Source organism: Sorangium sp. So ce128, from assembly GCF_051525245.1.
In the GTDB taxonomy this organism is placed as follows: domain Bacteria; phylum Myxococcota_A; class Polyangia; order Polyangiales; family Polyangiaceae; genus Sorangium; species Sorangium cellulosum_B.
This window is the reverse complement of the sequence record NZ_CP150313.1, coordinates 9945752-9961666: the sequence shown is the minus strand read 5'-3', so window position 1 is coordinate 9961666 and position 15915 is coordinate 9945752. Positions and strand designations below refer to the sequence as shown.

The following is a 15915-nucleotide window of genomic DNA, read 5'->3' as shown; positions in this document are numbered from 1 at the left end:
CCGCCGCCCGATCAGCTCGCGAGCGGCGCCGGCGAGCGCGACGACGGGTGATCGCCGAGAGCTCGCCCGCCGTCGCGGTGTGAGGCGGCGGTGGTTGCGCGCGTCGCCTCGTCCGCGCCCCAGATCCGGGCGAGCAGGGCGCTCGGGCGGACAGCGGCGGCGCGCTGCGAATGCCGCAGGAGCAGCAGCGCGTACAGGTCCATGTAGCGCTCGGCCATCCGGATGGCCGAGTAGCGCCGGAGCGCGAGCATCCGGCCGCTCCGGCCCATCTGCGCGGCGCGGGCGGGATTGGCGTGGAGCTCCGAGAGCCTCGCGGCGAGCGGCGCTACCTCGTCGGACGGCACGAGATAGCCCGTCTCCCCGTGGACGAGCACGGTGGACACGCCGCCCACGTCGGTCGCAACGGCCGGAAGCCCAGCGGCCATCGCCTCGAGGAGCGCGAGCGGCAGGCCCTCGGAGAGGGACGGCAGCGCGAACACGTCGAGCGCGGCGAGGAGCGCTGGCACGTCGTGGCGCTCCCCTGCGAACAGCACGCGCTCGGACACCCCGAGCTCGCGCGCGAGGGCGTCGAGCCGCCCGCGCTCGGCGCCCTCGCCGACGAGGAGCACCCTTCCGTTCCGGGGCAGCGACGTCGCGGCGGCGCGCACGAGCAGCGCGTGGTTCTTCACGGGAGAGAGGCGCCCCACGCTCCCGACGACCCAGGCGTCTCGTGGAATCGCGAGCTCGGCCCGCACCCGCGCCCTCGCCGCCGGATCCGGCGCGAACCGCGATAGATCGATGCCGTTCACGACGACATGCAGCTTCGGCGGGTCGACCTCGCGCCGGCCGAGGACGACCGCGGCGGTCGGCTGCGACACAGCGACATGAGCATCGACGAACGCGGACGCGGCGCGGCGCAGCCAGCTCCGTCCTTGCATGTCCTGGGACACGCCGTGCTTCGTGTGGATGACGGGGACCCGGTGCAGCCATCCGGCGGGCGCCGCGTAGATGAGCGAGAGGTGGTTGTGCGCGTGGACGAGCGTGACGCCCTTCGTCGCGAACAGCGCGGCGAGGCGGGCGGTGATCGTCGCGTCGAACCCCGGGCATTTCGGCACGAGGTGCACCTCGACCCCGCGCCGCCGGAGCTGCTCGGCGCGCGGGCCGTCTGGATCCTCGGCGATCGCGACCGCCAGCACGTCATGACCCGCGGCGCGCTGGGACGCGGCGAGATCGACGACCACCTGCTCGGCGCCGCCGGTCTGGAAGCTGCTCACCACGTGCGCGATGGCGAGCCGCCGGGAGGTCCGTGAATCCTTGAGATCACGAGCCTCGATGCCGCAATCGGTCCGTACCATCATACCCCTCTCCCCCCATCGAGCAGACTGTCGATCTCTCGACTCGACCGCTCATCGAGCGCCAGGCATGCCTCGCTGTCCTCCCGCCGCGCCTCTCCGGTACGGAACACACCGTCCAGGGCATCGCAAGATGCGAAACCGGGACGGATGGGGCCTCGACCTGGCAGATCGACACGAGCGCTGCAACACGCCGCATGACTACATTGCGGACGGCAAGGGCGCGATTCGAATACACTATACGTCGAATTCGCGAACTGACAAGCACATCGAACAACAAACGAGAAGACCGGAGTACGGGGGCTGCGCAAGCTCGAAAAGGACATGGACCGCGGCGCTCAAGCGTGGTGATCCGTCCCAGTCTTCGACTGGCCACGTCCCGCGAGGGCGACATCTCACCGGCCCAGGAGCCCGTCGAGAGCGCGCGCGGGCGGCCCGGTCGCTGGCCCCAAAAGTCGTTCATTTTCGCCAGGTTACAAAAATCGTCGCCGGCCGGTCACGAAAGGTGAGCCGCGACTCGCTCGCCTGAGCACTGTAGAGGTCGGGCCGGGGGTCGCTCTGGGATGGAGCGTGCTTGGCAGCGGTTCCCCCTGCGGCGGCGCCGCGGGTGACTTCGGATCATCGTCTCCTCACGGAACATGGGACACCGCGATGGATATCGCCGGACGGAGGACACCTCGATGCAGATCGCAGACGGCGCAGCCGCGCGCGTCTTGGGGGGCTGCGCCGATCGCGACCCGCATCAACGGCTGCGCGCCGGTGCATCGCGGAGGTAATCGAGCAGCCGGGCCTCGTCGCTGCCGATCATCCGATCGATGCCGTCCTCGCGGAAATGGCGCTGGATCTGCAGCGCCCCCGCGGTCGTCCGCACGAGGATGGCGACGCGCCGGAAGCGGCCCATCACGACCGGCCGAATCCGCTGCATCGCCGCCTCGAACTGCGGATCATTGCGCCCCACCGCCGCGCGCAGATCGATGAGCAGACACAGCCGATGGCGGTCGACCCGGTCGAGCGCGCGGCCCACCTCCATCCACAGCGCCTCGAACTGCGTGGCAGACTCGGACGGCAGCGGGCTCCGCGTGACCCGCGCGATCTGCGAGACCGGGTCGACCGTCACGGTGTGGTGCGCGTTGCGGAGGAGCTCGAGCATGGCCAACGACCATTCTATCAGACCCAGAGCAGCCTAGCGAGCGAGCGAGCCGAGCACCCCGGGTGAAGCAGCCGAGTTCGCCGGCGATCCTCGGTTGCCCTAACCTCCTCGCCCGGCTACACGGCCGGGCAGGAGCAAGTAGGATCTACCGATGACCGACCCCCCCGTCGCCCTGCGGCCTCTCGACGTCACCGAGCTCGCTGCGTTCGTCGAGCTCGTGATCTCTTCGTACGCGGGCGAGCGCGCGAGCGCCGTGGACGCCGGGACCGCGGACGCGCTGCGCAACGCGCGCTCCCAGGTGGAGGCGCTCCTGCCGCAGGGGCTCGCCACCCCCGACCACCACCTCTATTCGGTGCTGGAAGGGAATGCCGTGGTCGGGCACCTCTGGATCGGGATGACCAGCGTGGACGGGTTTCGAAGCGCGTTCATCTACGAGTTTCACCTGCGTGAGGCCGCCCGCGGCCGGGGCCTCGGGCGCCGGGTCATGGCGCTCGCCGAGGAGGCTGCCCGCGGCCTGGGCGCGCGGGATATCGAGCTCCACGTCTTCGCGCAGAACACGCGGGCGCGGCGGCTCTATGAGTCGCTCGGCTACCGGATCACGAGCCTGAGCATGAGAAGACGCCTCGGTTGACGTCTGCACGGCGTGGCTGAGAGCGCTTCTGGCGCCCTGAAGAGAGAGCTCGAACCACAGAGGCCCAGAGGACAGTGGCGACATGCGGGCGCGCGCGGCGCCGGCGCGCCGATCCGCTCACCGGATCGCGAGCGGGATGCCCGGTGAGCCGGACGCGCCCCGGAGGGGCAGCGGGCTGTAGACGTAGAAGAACTCGTAGGGGCTCTTGTGGCCGTGGGGCCGCTCCTGGAGCTCCGCGGCCAGATCCGCGGCCAGCTCCGAGAGCACCATCACCTCGTGCATGAAGATTCCGCTCTTCACCAGCAGGTGATGGTGCACCGGGAAGATCACCCCCGGCGCCACCGGAGCCTTCGGCGGGAGGACCTCGATGCCGAAGTTGTCCGACCCGACGCAGGCGATCCCCTTCGACGAGAGCCACTTCGCGACCTCGAGCCCGATCCCCGGCTGGGCCAGCCCCACGCCTGGCTGCGTGTAATACCCCTCGGTGCCGAGCTCCCAGTTCTCCTCCCAGCCCGTGAAGATCAGCACGACGTCGCCGGCGCCGATGTCGCGCGCGTCCATCTTCTGCGCGCGCAGCGTCTTCATCACCATGGGCAGCGTGATCTCCTGGCCGAACGCGAGCGTCTCCCCGCCGTTCGCGTAGCGCTTGACGTCGAGGAGCACGCCGCGCGTGACGAGCGGCTTCACGTTCTCGACGCCGAGGTGCGCGAGCCCGTCTTCCGTGAGGATCTCGGCGCCAGTGAACTGGTTGTAGAAGAGCGCGTCGGCGGGGTCCGTGCTCCCGGGCGGGATGTAGCCGAAATGGCCCAGCGCGTCGAACTCGGTCCCCATCTGGCCGAACTCCCCGTGCATCACCTCGGAGTTCGTGACCTGCTGCTGGATGACCGCGGTCGGCCCGGCCTCCACGGAGAGCCCCTGGTTGCCCGGGAAGGTCGGCATCCCCGGCTCGTAGACGTGACCCAGACGATAGACCTTGCCCTCCTTGATCAGGCGCTTTCCCTCGAGGACCTTGTCCGGCGTCTGCGTGTTGGAGGCGCCCGCCTCGTCGTCAGGGCCCCACGGCGAGGGACCGGGCATTGGATCGTAACTCTCCAGCATCGGCACGCCGCGGGCCAGCGCTGCCCCCGCGACCAGGCTGACGGCCATGGTCACCACGATCACGCCACGTAACGGCATCACTCCAGGCTTCATACGCAACCTCCTGGGTCACATCGCACGTTGTACCGACAGCGCCCCGCGCTCCATGATGGGCGCGGGCGCATGTCATCACCAGAGTACACCGTCAGGGGCGCCTGAAACCTGCTCTCCCGAGGTCGTCGCGCGCTCCGCCGATGCCGTGAAGGCCTTGTGCGTACCCGCGTACACCCGGTCTCTCGGTGGGTGCGCGCTCGGTCACCAGCGGAGCCGGCGTCCCAGCGCGTAAGCGATGCCGCTCTCCAGGGTCCCTTTGGTGACGATGCCGCTCAGATCGGCGCCGATCGTGGTGAGCGTCTGCGCGATCTGCGGCTTGATGCCGGTGAGCACGACCCGGGTGCCGAGCAATCCCGCGGCCCGGGCCGCGTCGACGAAGGATTGCGCCACCCGCTCGTCGACGACCTTCACCCCGGTGATGTCGAGGATGGCGATCCTGGCCTGCTGGGCGGCGATCCCTTCAAGCAACGTCGTCAGGATCTGCTCGGCGCGCGCGGGGTCGACGCTCCCGACGATCGGCATCGCGACGACGCCAGGCGCCAGCGGCAGGAGCGGGGTGATGAGCTCCTGGATCGTCGCCTGCTGCATCTCGATGAGCCGCCGCTGCATCTCCGCGCGCTCGGCCTCGGCCTGCTTGGCTCGGCTGATGTCCACCGAGATCGTCCCGACCGCGTAGATCTTCCCCTCGGCGTCGCGGATGGGGAACTTGGTCGACAGGTAGGTGCGCGGACCGTTCGGGAAGACGAGCACCTGCTCGGATGCGCCCGGACGTCCGGCGGCCGCCACCTCTTCATTGGCTTTTCGTATCGAGGTAGCCGCCGGCGTCGGGAGAAGGTCGTAGACGACCCGCCCCAGCAATTCCTCGCGGCTCATCTTGTAGAACGACTCGATTTCGCGGTTCACGAGGAGGAGCCGGCCCTCGGCGTCCACGGCGACCATCATGGACGGCGTGTATTCGAGGAACGCATGGAGCAGGCTCTCACTCCGCTCGAGCATCTGCTCCGTGTGCTTGCGCGGGGTGATGTCGTGCGCCGAGCCCAGCATCCGCCGCCCCGGTCCCTCGCGGCCGAGCGCGACGCCTCGCTCGAGGAACCATCGCCAGCCGCCGTCGCGACCGCGCACGCGGTACTCCACCGTCGCCTGCTCCCCGCTCTCCGAGGCGGCCACGCGAGCCCGGTACTCCTCGATGCGACCGATATCGTCCGGATGGACTATCGGGGACAGGCCGCCGCCGCGGGGCGAGCCCGCCGCGGCTCCGCCGCCCTCTCCGACGAGATCGGCGAGCTCCCGGTTCCAGTAGACGTACCGCCCCTCATCGAGATCGAGCACGTAAACGAGGCTGGGCAGCGCGTCGAGCAAGCGCTCCGGGAAGCCGCGGCCGGCCTCCTCCAGCTCGGCGACGCGGGAGCGCAGGCGCTGCACTTCCTTCTGCAACGCGTCCAGCTCCGCCTCGAGCGCCACGGTCTTCTGCGCGTCCATCGCCGTCCAGGGCGATATTATCCCAGCCGCGGGCTGAGGTGGGTCACAATTTTCCTGGGTATCCTGGCTCCAGCACGATCGCGCGCGACGCCTCGTCGAGCTCGATGTCGGCGCGGGGGATCCGGCCCGTCAGGCTGTCGAGCCAGCGGGTGATCAGGTGCACCTCCTTGTCGTCCAGCTCCTTCCCGAGCTGGTGTCTCGCCATCCTCCTCACGGCCTCCTCCAGCTCACGGCCTCCTCCAGCGAGGAGACCGAGCCGTCATGGATTGTCCCCCTCGAGGAACACGTCCCAGCGGCTCCGCGTGAACAGCGTGGCCTCGGACGCCGCGAGCGCCCGCGCGAGGTTGTCGAACGTCACGGCCCGCGGCTGCCCGGGAAACGCCAGCGCGAACGCCTGCCTGTACCCTCTGGACAAGCAGGCACGGCCGCCCGGGCTCGGCGGCGCGACACGGCCCTGCGGCCGGGAACATGAGCGAGGCGATCCCCACCGGCAATGGCCCGCAGCGGGCGAGCTGTGGTCTCAGGCCGGGAGGGCCGTATCCCGGGCCGCCAGCCGTCGGCGGCGCGCATCGCGGAGGCGTCTTGCCGGCAAGACGGCCAGCGCGAGCGCGAAGGCCATGAGGGTGGAAGCGCTGCGCGTCGGCTGACCTGGACCGCCAATGCGGCAGCCGCCATCCCCGCCGGCGTCGGTCCCAGGACTGCCCGTACCGGCTGACGCCGTGCTACTGCCCGCGTTCCCGCCGCCCGCGTCACCGCCAGAGCCGCCGCCGCCGGCGTCACCGCCAGAGCCACCGCCGCCCGCAACACTGCTGCTCGCGCCGCCCGCCTCACCGCCAGAGCCGCCGCCGCCCGCCTCACCGCCAGCGCCGCCGCCGCCCGCGCCGCTGCTGCCCCCGGGCGCGCACTGGCCGGCCTCGCAGGAGCCGCTCAGGCAATCGGTGTCCGCCACGCACGCCGCGCCGTCCAGGGACGGCAGCGCGTACACATAGGCCGCGCCGCTCCGGTCCAGAGGGGCGCTGTGGTACGGCGCCCCGACGACCACGCTCCCGCCCGCGTATCCCGCGCTCCACCCGAAAAAATCCAGCGTTTGCCCATCCGACGGCGCGAGCGTTCGCACCTCCGTCCATGTTCCTTCTCCTCCGTGAAACACGGACACGATCCCCTTGTTGTCAGCCACGCCGACGAACCCGGCGACCACGGCGTTGCCCAGGAGCTGCACCCCTGTCGCCTCGCTCCCTCTCAAGGCGGGCACGAGCTTCGCCTGCTCGGTCCAGGCGCCGTCGCTCCGCGTATAGATGTACACCGCGCTCTTGGCTCCGATCGCCGCGGTGTCCCCCGCGAGATCGACCGAGAAGCCGAAGGACGCGCGGGCGCTCATGTCATGCGGCAGGAGCTTCGCCTGTTGCGTCCAGCTGCCCCCATCACGCACGAACACGTAGGCCGAGCCGGCGAACTCGCTGCCTTCGGGCGAATCCGCCGCCGCGCCCACGATCGCCGTGTCGCCCGACACAGCGACCGACCAGCCGAATCCCCGAGGGCCGTCCTGAGGCACGAGCTCCACCCGCGGCGACCACGCGTTGCCCGTCCTCGTGAACGCAAATGCCTTGCCCCGCACGAGGTCGATGTCCTCTCCCACCGTGCTCGCGACGACCGTGTCCCCACCGACGTCGACCGCCATCCTCGAGAAGCTCAACGCCGGATCCTCGGGGACGGTCAGCTTCGCTTGCTCCGACCAGGCGCCGTCGCTCCGGACAAACACATAGACGCGCTCTTCGTACGGCCGCACCTCATAGTTGGCGCTGGCCATGACGGCAGCGGTATCGCCGTCGAGGGCCACCTGACGGCCGAACACCATGCCATTTTCGCCGTCGCTGGGCGCGAGCGTGGCGTCGAGCGTCGCGGCCCCGTCGGTCACGGTGTAGACGTGCGCGGCGCCGCGGGTCAGGCTGTTCTCGTCCGGCGCTCCGATCAGCGCCGTGTCACCGCTGCCCGCGACCGCGAACCCGAACACGCGCTGGAGGGCCGGCGTCTCCTCGGTCAGCTTCTGGTCCTCGGTGACGGTGAGCGCCGCGGGGGCGGTCGCGAGCGGTCCTTCGTCGGGGCCTGGAGCGGCGCACGCCGCAGCACAGAACGCTGTTGGAATCACGATCATGCGTTCGATTCGCCAAACCTTCATCGGGTGCACCTCGGAGCGCGGAGCGTAGCCGGAGCGCCGTCTCGTGGGAATCGGGGCGGAATCGCAGAGGTCCCACGCCCGGCGGTGGCGCCAGTGCCTCCTGTGGTCAGCTGGAGGCGAAGACTCGCAGGGTGGGGGGCTCTGCTCCACATCAGGTGGACGCCGCGCGCGACATGAGCGGTGACCTTCCGCGCCCGACTCCGCCGATGAACCGATGCCGGTAAGGGGTGCGCGAGGAGCCCCATGCGGTGGACCTGACGCTTCTCTCCGGGCAGGCGCTGCGCTAGAGGGCAGCATGCAAAGCGTGCTGGAAGCGTTCACGGCGTGCGGGTGGGCGGCGTGGCTCGCCCTCCTGGCCGGGATAGCCGGCATCGCGATCGGCCTTGCGGGGGCGGCGATGCTGGCGACGAAGGCGCGGGGCATGGCCTGGATCCCGGGCGCCATCGCCGTGCTGCTGGGGCTCAGCGCCGTCTCGGTGGGGCTGCTCGGCCGCTCCATCGGAATCGCCCGCGTGGAAGCGGCGCTTGGTTATCCCGGCGGCGAGAACGACGCCACGCTGCGCGAGATGATCCGGCGCGTCGGCACGGAGGAGGCCAATCAGTGCGTGACGATCGGCGCCTCGCTGGGCGTCCTGCCGTTCGTGATCGGCGCGGCCGCGGTCGGGATCGGGCTCGCGCTCCGCGACAAGCCGGCTTGATGGATCCAGGGCACCAGGCACATTGGCTCACGCGCCTGCGCCGGTGGGACTACTCTTCGCTCTCGAAGGGACCGAGATCCGGCGCGGATCCGTTGTACTCCACGCCTACGTCGACGCCCGCATCGCGGAGATCGCTGCCCGGCACCAGCTTCAGATAGTCGACGTCCGGCAAGCTGCCATCGGCCTTGCGGGGGCCCTTGAGCAGGCTGGTGTCGACGCTCACGAAATCGCCGCTCGTGGCCGACAGTCCACCTTGCCAGCTGTTGTTCGTGATGCTCGTGGTCGTCGCCGACAGTGACCCGTTCGTTCCCAGGGAGATCGTGTTTCTGATGGTCAACGACGCCGCGGTGTTCGAGGTGCTGAAGTTGATGTTGCTGCCATTGGCGTGCGCCGCGCTGTTCAGGATCGTGACGCTGCCGCGGTTGCTGTTGTGGTCGAAGCCGTCGTTGACGTTCCCCGCGGCGATGCACCGCGTGTAGATGGCGTTGTGGCTCAGATCTTTGCCGTCGCTGCCGCCGGACTTGAAGCCGTTGCCGTCGCCTGCGCCGGCCGAGCCATTCTTGAGCTTCCCGTTGTCGATGGCCCAGCAGTCGTCGTAGGTCGTGGTGACGTTGTTTGCAGGGCGCAGGTAGCCGTCCCAGCCATCATCGAGGTTGTTCCAGGCGCGGCAGCCCACGAACTTGTTGCCCGTGCCGACGTCGAGCTTGGCCGCGAAGCCGTCGGCGTTCTCCAGGCTGGAATCGGCGTTGAAATACGAATCGCAGTTGAGCACCAGGTTGTCGGCCGCTCCTCCGCCCAGCTGGAGTCCGGTGTCGGCGCATTCGACGAACGTGGAGTATTCGATCACGTTGTGGGAGCCGCTGACGAACATGCCGTTGTCGCCGGCTCGGAGGACGTCGATGCCGTAGATGTGCCAGTAGTCGCCGCGAAGGTGCCGCCTGCGCTCGAGCTGCCGCCGCTCGTCGGAGCCCCGCCGCTTCCCGGATTGTCTGTGTCAGCCCCGCCGCCGTCAGAGCAGGCCGCACTCGCCAACAACGCGCTCGGGGCCAACAGGAGGCGCCACAGACGGCCGCGTCGGGTCTGGAGCTGAGGCTTGGAGCTCGGGTTCATGCGATGGAAGCCTTGCCACGCCGGCAATAGGCCGTCTAGCGCGCTTCGTACGAAACTGGAGAACGGGGCGAAGGGCTGCGACACGCGAGCCGCGGCAGCGCTCATGCGCTGGCCGGGACTCGGCGCTTCCGGCGCGCTCTGAAGGCCCAAAGCACGAGGTTGAGGAGTACGAGGCTCGCTGCGTCCGGCCGGTGGCCGCCAAGCGTGCTGCACGCGCATCCGGCCGAGTCGTCGGCGCTGCTCGCGCTCGGCTCGGTGCCATCGCCGCCCGTGCCCAGGGTTCCGCCGCTACCGACGCTCGTCGTGCCGCCGCTGTCTGCGCCGCCGCTTACCGCTCCTCCGCTTGCGCTTGCGCTCGCGCCGCCCGACCCCGTATCCGCGGTACCGCCGCCGCCCGAGCCAGCGCTCGCCGCGCCGCCGGTGCCGGAAGCCCCGGCGGTCTCGGTCTCGGCCAACCCCGCCTCGAAGCAGCCAAGATCCGGAGCGGAGCCTGCGTAGGGCAGCCCGACGTCGACGCCCTTGTCGATGGCGTCGCTGTCCGGCGCGAGGCGGAAATTCGTGAGCACGGGCAAGCTGCCGTCAGCCTGTCGCGGAGCGTCCAGCCCCATTTCGGACGGATTCTGAAAGTCCGCGTCCGAGACCGTGACACCCCCCGACGTCCAGGAGTTGTTCGCGTCGTCGGCGCCGTTCCGGTTCGAGAACAGCGTCCCGCCGAACGCCAGGTTGTTCCGGTAAACCCCGACGGTGATGTCGTTCCCGTTCGAATCCATCCCGAGCATGTTGAAGTCGGGGCGATTGCCGTACGACGTGTTGTTGTAGAAGTAGAGCGTGCTCGGGTGGTGGTTCGCGTAGAACCCTGCCGCCCTGTTGAAGGCGGCGAGACAGTTCTGCACCGTGTGCGCGGCGGGCTCGGCCGGAAATCTCGCCGGATCGGCGCCGTAGCCGCCGCCCTTGAAGCCGTTGCCGTTGCCGATGCCGGTCTGCGTCCCCGGCCTGTAGCCGTTGTACCAGGCCCACGAGCGCTCGACGAGGCAGGCGGCGCCGGAGTTGATGAAATCGTAGCCGTCGTCCGCGTTCCACCAGGCGCGGCAGCCTCGGAATACATTGCCGGTCTCCCGGGCGCCGACGTGACAGCCGAAGCCGTCCGCGCTCTCGCCCGCGCCGTTCGACGTGAGCTCGTCGAGGTTGTCGTGCGAGTCGCAGTTGAGCACGAGGTTGTTGCTGCCGCGCTGGATGAAGATGCCGGCGCCCATGATGTGGTGGACGTCGAGCGCTTCGAAGATGTTGTTGCTGCCCTGATTCCACACGCCCCAGGACTCGTGGTTCAGGTTGTTGTTCTGGCGAACGCCTTTGATCTCGAGTCCCTTGAGGTGGATGTAATTGCCGGAGACGAGGATGCCCTTGATGCGGCACGAATCCCTGATGCCGTCGAAATCGAAGACGGGCTTCTCGCCGGGCGCCGCCCAGTACTTGATCAGGTTGCCGGCGCTCCCGCTCTTGTTCAGCACCACGCCGCTGATGGTCGCCGTCCCGCTCGAGCAGGTGGTGGTGCCCTCCGTGTAGGTGTACGTGCCGCCTTTGAAGTAGAAGACGTCGCCGGCCTGGGCCACGCTTTGCGCTTTGGCCATCGACGCGAACGGCGCGGCTTCGGTGCCGGCGTTCGCGTCGTCGCCGGCGGGCGCCGGGGCCACGTAGTAGTCCTTGGCCCAGCCGCTCGTCGCGACGAGCAGCGGAGCGCCCAGCGCGGACAGCGAGAGAAGGAGTCGCACGTTCATTTTTGCACCAGCCCGAGGTCGTCGAGGTTGAAGCCCGCCGAGGCCGAGGGAAAGCACACCCAAACGTCTTGGAGACGTCAAGCCCAAACTGCAGGACCGCCGGGTTGACAGTCCCAGCGTCTCTGCGATATCGGCTAGAGGTGCGCCGCCGGAGCACATGGAGAGTGGATCCATGCGACGATTCGCGATCTCTCGTTGGCTGATAGCGTGCTTGGCGGGCTGTACGTCGGCGCCGCCGTCCACGCCGGGGGACGGGGTCGTCGAGGCGCCTCCGCCCCCTGCGCCGACGTGCCCGACCCAGAAGCTCGCGTTCACCAGGGAAACGGGGTGCGTGAACGATGGATCCCTGGAGTTTTGCCTGCCGTCGGACGACGCGGCGCTCCTCGCGCGCGTGCGGGGCATCGCGCCCGCGATCCGGGCCGGCTCGTCGAGGGGGCGCGCCAGGTGCGATGTGCCCGCAGAGACGCTGTACTTCTTCCCCACGGGAGACGCCGAGTGCACCGCGCGCCATGGCGCGCTCGAGGACGCGGCATGGGACCAGGTCTGTCGTATCGCCGCGCTGCCCGAGGTGCGGGAGATCGTGCCGACGTGGTACGAGTGAGCGCGGGCGGGCGCTCCTGCGCTGGCTCGCCGGCTGAGCGGCCCGGCCGCGCGGATCGCTGGTAGAACGACGCCGCGGAGAGGGCCGCCGACCACCCCCTGGGCGTGAGGGGGTGAGCAACCTGATCACGGGCGCGCGAGGCCGGTCGCTCTGGAGTCACTTGACACCGCTCGGGGGCGGCACCTTGTTCGTCGTGGCCCGACCCCTGCGGTGCCCCGCCCGGCTCATGCGCTCTCGGCGGAGCGCGTGGCGCTCGTTGCGGCGAGCAGGCACGCCGGTGAGGCGCTGGGCTTCCATTTACGTTACGGCGAAACTCCAGCTCCGGGAAGAGGAGGGTACATACATGGCTGATCGCTGGCAGGACTCTGCTCGCACGACGAGCTTCGGATTGCAACTGGTCGAGCCCCACACCTTGCGGGAGAACCGCGGCTCGTTCATCGGGCTCGGCATCGCCCTTCTGGTGCTTGGCGCTCTCGCGATCCTCATGCCCGTGATCGCCTCGCTGGTCACGGCGGTCGCCATCGGGGCCGTGCTGGTGGCGAGCGGCCTCTTCCAGGGCGTCCACGCCATCCAGCACCGGCGATGGGCCAACTCCGGCTGGTCGCTCGCGAGCGCCCTGCTCCAGATCGCCGCGGGGGTCCTGATCGTGGTCTTCCCGTTGACGGGCACGGTCACGCTGACCTTGATCCTCGCGGCCTTCTTCTTCGTGGAAGGCTTCCTCAAGATCGTCCGCGCGCTCCAGCACCGCGAGATGCCCGCCTGGGGCTGGCTCCTGTTCGACGGGTTGCTCGCGCTGGCGCTCGGGGTCCTGATCTGGTGGCGCTGGCCGAGCACCGCGGCGTGGGCGATCGGGCTGCTCGTGGGCGTCAACGTCCTCGTCAGCGGCACGTCGATGCTGCTGATCGGCACCGCCGCGCGACAGCGGCCGGTGGCCAGCATGTGACAGGCGCCCCGGGCCGGAGACCGCGCCTGACGCTCGTCCCTCACTGGCCACCACCGCTCGTGGCGAGCAGCCAGGTCTCCACGGCGTGCGCGAAGCCCTCGTCGGCGTTCGACAGCGTGATGAAGTGGGCTTGCCGCTGCACGACGGCGCGCGCCTGCCCCATGGCGATGCTGAGCCCGCTCTCCCTGAACATGAGCACATGGTCGGGCTGCTCGCCGATCGCGGCCATGGCCGCGCCGGAGAGGCCGAGGCGTGCCGAGAGGGCCCTCGCGACCTCTCCGGAGTTGGCCCGCGGGTGCATCACCTCGATGCAATGAGGCACGGGGCGCGACGCAGAGAAGAACGCGCAGGCCCCCCGGAGGTCCGACTCGCCGCGCTCCAGCACCTCGGCGTCATCGCTGACACCGACGATCTTGACCGCGCTGTCCACGACGCCTTCCCAGCGCTCGACGACCCTGGGGACACACTGCGCGACCGCCTGCTCGCGCGCGACGTGCGGCGCGTCGGCGCGGCGCACCAGCCAGTCGTCGCCCTGGTAGACCCAGACCGCGGCGCCGTGTCGCTCCAGGGTCGCGATGACGACCGCGGCCGCGCCGTTGTCGAGCGGGTGCTGCTCGATGACGGAGAGATCCGGCCGCACCAGCATGGCGCCGCCGAACGCGGCGAACGGCGTCGCGATCCCCAGCCGCCCGAGCAGGACGCGCAGGCCGCGCGGCGAGCGCCTGCTCATCAGCGCGAGGTCGATCCCGGCGTCGCGGAGCCGACTCACGGCCTGCTCCGCCCTGGGGGTGAGCACGCCGTCGGGCGTGAGGAGCGCGCCGTCCACGTCGGCGAGCAGCACGCGAATCGCGGTCATGCGGCTCTCCTCGCCAGCGGGGTGGCCAGGGAGGGCGTCCGCCACCCGCCGAGGTCGGCGACGAGGCGGTCGGCTTCGGCTGGGCCCCAGCTGCCCGGCTCATAGGGCGAGAGCGGCGTCGCCTGGTCCAGGACCGGATCGACCACGGCCCATTGCGCCTCCACTTCGGCCTGGCTCGCGAACAGGGTCGGATCGCCGGCGAGCGCATCGCCGAGGAGCCGCTCGTAGGGCCCCAGCGCCTCGGACAGGTCGCTCGCCACGAGCAGCTCGGTCGGCTGTCCGGCCATCAGCTCGCCGGGCGCCTTGATCCGCACGCCGACGGCGAGCTCCGGGGCCGGGGCGAGCCGGATGCGCACGTAGTCTGGAGCCCCGCGCCCGACATCCTCGAACACGGCGTGCGGAGGCCGCCGCAGCAGGACGAGCACCTCGGTCGCCGTGACGGCGAGGCGCTTGCCAGCGCGGATGCAGAACGGCACGCCCGCCCAGCGCCAGGTGTGGATGCGGAGCCGCGCGGCGCAGAACGTCTCGACCTGCGACCCTGGCGCGACGCCCGGCTCGCCGCGGTACCCGTTGTATTGACCGCGGACGACGTGCGCCGGATCGAGCGGCGTGATGGCCCGCAGCAGCCGGACGCGCTCCGCGCGCACGGCGTCGGCGTCCCCGGACGGGGGAGGATCCATGGCGAGGCACGCGAGCACCTGCAGGAGATGGTTTTGCAGGACGTCGCGGATGCACCCGGTGGCGTCGTAGAACCGGCCGCGGCCCTCGATGCCGAACCTCTCGGCCATGGTGATCTGGACGCTCTCGACATGGTGGGAGTTCCAGACCGGCTCGAGCAGCGCGTTCGCGAAGCGGAAGTAAACGATGTTCTGGACAGGCTCTTTGCCGAGGAAGTGGTCGATCCGGAAGATCTCCTCTTCCGGAAAGACGCTCGCGAGCGTGCGGTACAGCGCCCGAGCGGACTCCAGATCGTGGCCGAACGGCTTCTCGACGACGAGCCGCCCTCGCCGCACGCACCCGGAGCGGTCGAGCGCCTTGACGACCTCTTCGAACAGGTCGGGCGGCACGGCCATGTAGTGGAGCGGCCGCTGGGCGGTGCCGAGCCGCTCGCGGAGGCGGTGGAACGTCGCCGGATCGGCGTAATCCCCGCTCACGTACGAGAGCCGCGCGCACAGCTCGCGATACACGCCCGCCTCGAACGCGCCCGCCCGCTCGAGGCTCTCGCGGACGCGGGCGCAGAGCTGATCGAGGCTCCACGGGCTCTTGGCCACGCCGACGATCGGCACCTCCAGCTTGCGGCGGCGGATCAGCCCGGCCAGCGCCGGGAAGATCTTCTTGAAGGCCAGGTCGCCTGTCGCTCCGAAGAGCACGAGCGCGTCAGCGGCGTTCATGCCGCCTGCTCGGCGGCGCCGGACATCACGCGCCGCATGCCCGAGCTCTCCTGGCCTTCAGCTTCCATCCATCCAGTGCGCATGCGCTCGGCTCCTCGCATCTCGCCATGGCCCCGGGGGCCCTGGTCCCGATCCGGCATCGCGTGTGCCACGCTGGATCGGCGCGAGCACGCCTTTCGTCACGCGCGCTGTGACGCCGCGCGCCTGGGCTTGCCTGCCCTGACGGCCCGCCTCTTCAACAGGAGAGGGAGGCTCTCGATCACGTCGACCCGATCCGCGATGAACAGCGCGACCCAGTGGGAGAGCCGGTGATCCGGGACCTTGGTTGCGACGCGGCGCAGCGCGCCGCTCGCTCCTCTCGGCGGCAATGCGGTGCTGAACACCGGCGTCGGGCGGGCGCGCCCGGGGTGCCTGAGCAGCGGCCCCTCGATCGGCTGCTGCTCGGGCTCGAGCCAGTGCGCGCTCTCCAGGAGGCGCGGCGGCACCTCCCTCGGGACGCCGGGCCTGTCCTCGAGGCAAAGATCGACTCCCCAGTACGGCAGCTCCCTCGGCAGCACGATCTCGGCTTCCATGATCGCCTCCTC

General features: G+C 70.1%; 15 protein-coding genes and 1 pseudogene. 4 read left to right on the top strand and 12 right to left on the bottom strand.

The genetic code is table 11. The features are described 5' to 3' along the window. Nucleotides 1-11: 11 nt before the first annotated feature. Nucleotides 12-1337: a glycosyltransferase gene (locus WME82_RS37770; protein ID WP_438039288.1), complete on the bottom strand. Its 1326-nt coding sequence runs from the start codon at nucleotides 1335-1337 to the stop codon at nucleotides 12-14. Between the two features lie 736 nt (nucleotides 1338-2073). Further along, the gene (locus WME82_RS37765) at nucleotides 2074-2481 is read right to left on the bottom strand and encodes a hypothetical protein (protein WP_438039287.1); all 408 of its coding nucleotides are present in this window, start codon (nucleotides 2479-2481) and stop codon (nucleotides 2074-2076) included. A gap of 151 nt (nucleotides 2482-2632) precedes the next feature. Here WME82_RS37765 and WME82_RS37760 point away from each other — a divergent pair, with 151 nt between their 5' ends. Further along, nucleotides 2633-3112, top strand: coding sequence for a GNAT family N-acetyltransferase (locus tag WME82_RS37760; protein ID WP_438039286.1), 480 nt, complete (start codon nucleotides 2633-2635; stop codon nucleotides 3110-3112). 117 nt (nucleotides 3113-3229) lie between these two features. On the opposite strand, the gene WME82_RS37755 is transcribed toward WME82_RS37760, so the two are convergent. From WME82_RS37755 to WME82_RS37735, 5 genes are all read right to left on the bottom strand, one after another. Next, entirely contained in the window at nucleotides 3230-4303 is a 1074-nt protein-coding gene (locus tag WME82_RS37755) for a cyclase family protein (RefSeq protein WP_438039285.1), read from the bottom strand. A 201-nt stretch (nucleotides 4304-4504) separates the two neighbouring features. Continuing rightward, on the bottom strand, nucleotides 4505-5782 hold the full coding sequence (locus WME82_RS37750; protein WP_438039284.1) for a PAS domain-containing protein: 1278 nt from the start codon (nucleotides 5780-5782) through the stop codon (nucleotides 4505-4507). A 43-nt stretch (nucleotides 5783-5825) separates the two neighbouring features. Then, nucleotides 5826-5987 (bottom strand): hypothetical protein, encoded by a 162-nt coding sequence (locus WME82_RS37745; RefSeq protein ID WP_438039283.1) that lies wholly within the window; start codon nucleotides 5985-5987, stop codon nucleotides 5826-5828. Nucleotides 5988-6041: 54 nt separating this feature from the next. Then, nucleotides 6042-6197, bottom strand: a complete 156-nt coding sequence (locus tag WME82_RS37740; RefSeq protein ID WP_438039282.1) for a cytochrome c peroxidase — start codon at nucleotides 6195-6197, stop codon at nucleotides 6042-6044. A 105-nt stretch (nucleotides 6198-6302) separates the two neighbouring features. Then, nucleotides 6303-7958 (bottom strand): hypothetical protein, encoded by a 1656-nt coding sequence (locus WME82_RS37735; protein WP_438039281.1) that lies wholly within the window; start codon nucleotides 7956-7958, stop codon nucleotides 6303-6305. A 295-nt stretch (nucleotides 7959-8253) separates the two neighbouring features. Here WME82_RS37735 and WME82_RS37730 point away from each other — a divergent pair, with 295 nt between their 5' ends. Further along, nucleotides 8254-8655, top strand: a complete 402-nt coding sequence (locus WME82_RS37730; RefSeq protein WP_438039280.1) for a hypothetical protein — start codon at nucleotides 8254-8256, stop codon at nucleotides 8653-8655. A gap of 49 nt (nucleotides 8656-8704) precedes the next feature. Here WME82_RS37730 and WME82_RS37725 read toward each other — a convergent pair. Both WME82_RS37725 and WME82_RS37720 read right to left on the bottom strand, forming a co-directional pair. After that, nucleotides 8705-9568: pseudogene (locus WME82_RS37725) on the bottom strand (right-handed parallel beta-helix repeat-containing protein); the annotation flags it as partial. A gap of 298 nt (nucleotides 9569-9866) precedes the next feature. Continuing rightward, entirely contained in the window at nucleotides 9867-11534 is a 1668-nt protein-coding gene (locus tag WME82_RS37720) for a right-handed parallel beta-helix repeat-containing protein (RefSeq protein WP_438039279.1), read from the bottom strand. 217 nt (nucleotides 11535-11751) lie between these two features. Between WME82_RS37720 and WME82_RS37715 the strand changes: the two genes are divergently transcribed. Together WME82_RS37715 and WME82_RS37710 are read left to right on the top strand one after the other, a co-directional pair. Continuing rightward, the gene (locus WME82_RS37715; protein ID WP_438039278.1) at nucleotides 11752-12141 is read left to right on the top strand and encodes a hypothetical protein; all 390 of its coding nucleotides are present in this window, start codon (nucleotides 11752-11754) and stop codon (nucleotides 12139-12141) included. A 343-nt stretch (nucleotides 12142-12484) separates the two neighbouring features. Then, nucleotides 12485-13084 (top strand): HdeD family acid-resistance protein, encoded by a 600-nt coding sequence (locus tag WME82_RS37710; protein WP_438039277.1) that lies wholly within the window; start codon nucleotides 12485-12487, stop codon nucleotides 13082-13084. Nucleotides 13085-13124: 40 nt separating this feature from the next. Here WME82_RS37710 and WME82_RS37705 read toward each other — a convergent pair whose 3' ends face one another. The 3 genes from WME82_RS37705 to WME82_RS37695 form a co-directional block, all read right to left on the bottom strand. Next, nucleotides 13125-13940, bottom strand: a complete 816-nt coding sequence (locus WME82_RS37705; protein WP_438039276.1) for an HAD hydrolase family protein — start codon at nucleotides 13938-13940, stop codon at nucleotides 13125-13127. Continuing rightward, nucleotides 13937-15331, bottom strand: coding sequence for a glucose-6-phosphate dehydrogenase (gene zwf, locus WME82_RS37700; RefSeq protein ID WP_438039275.1), 1395 nt, complete (start codon nucleotides 15329-15331; stop codon nucleotides 13937-13939). Before zwf ends, WME82_RS37705 begins: the two co-directional genes overlap by 4 nt. Before the next feature lie 179 nt (nucleotides 15332-15510). Then, nucleotides 15511-15903, bottom strand: coding sequence for a hypothetical protein (locus WME82_RS37695; protein ID WP_438039274.1), 393 nt, complete (start codon nucleotides 15901-15903; stop codon nucleotides 15511-15513). Nucleotides 15904-15915 lie beyond the last annotated feature (12 nt).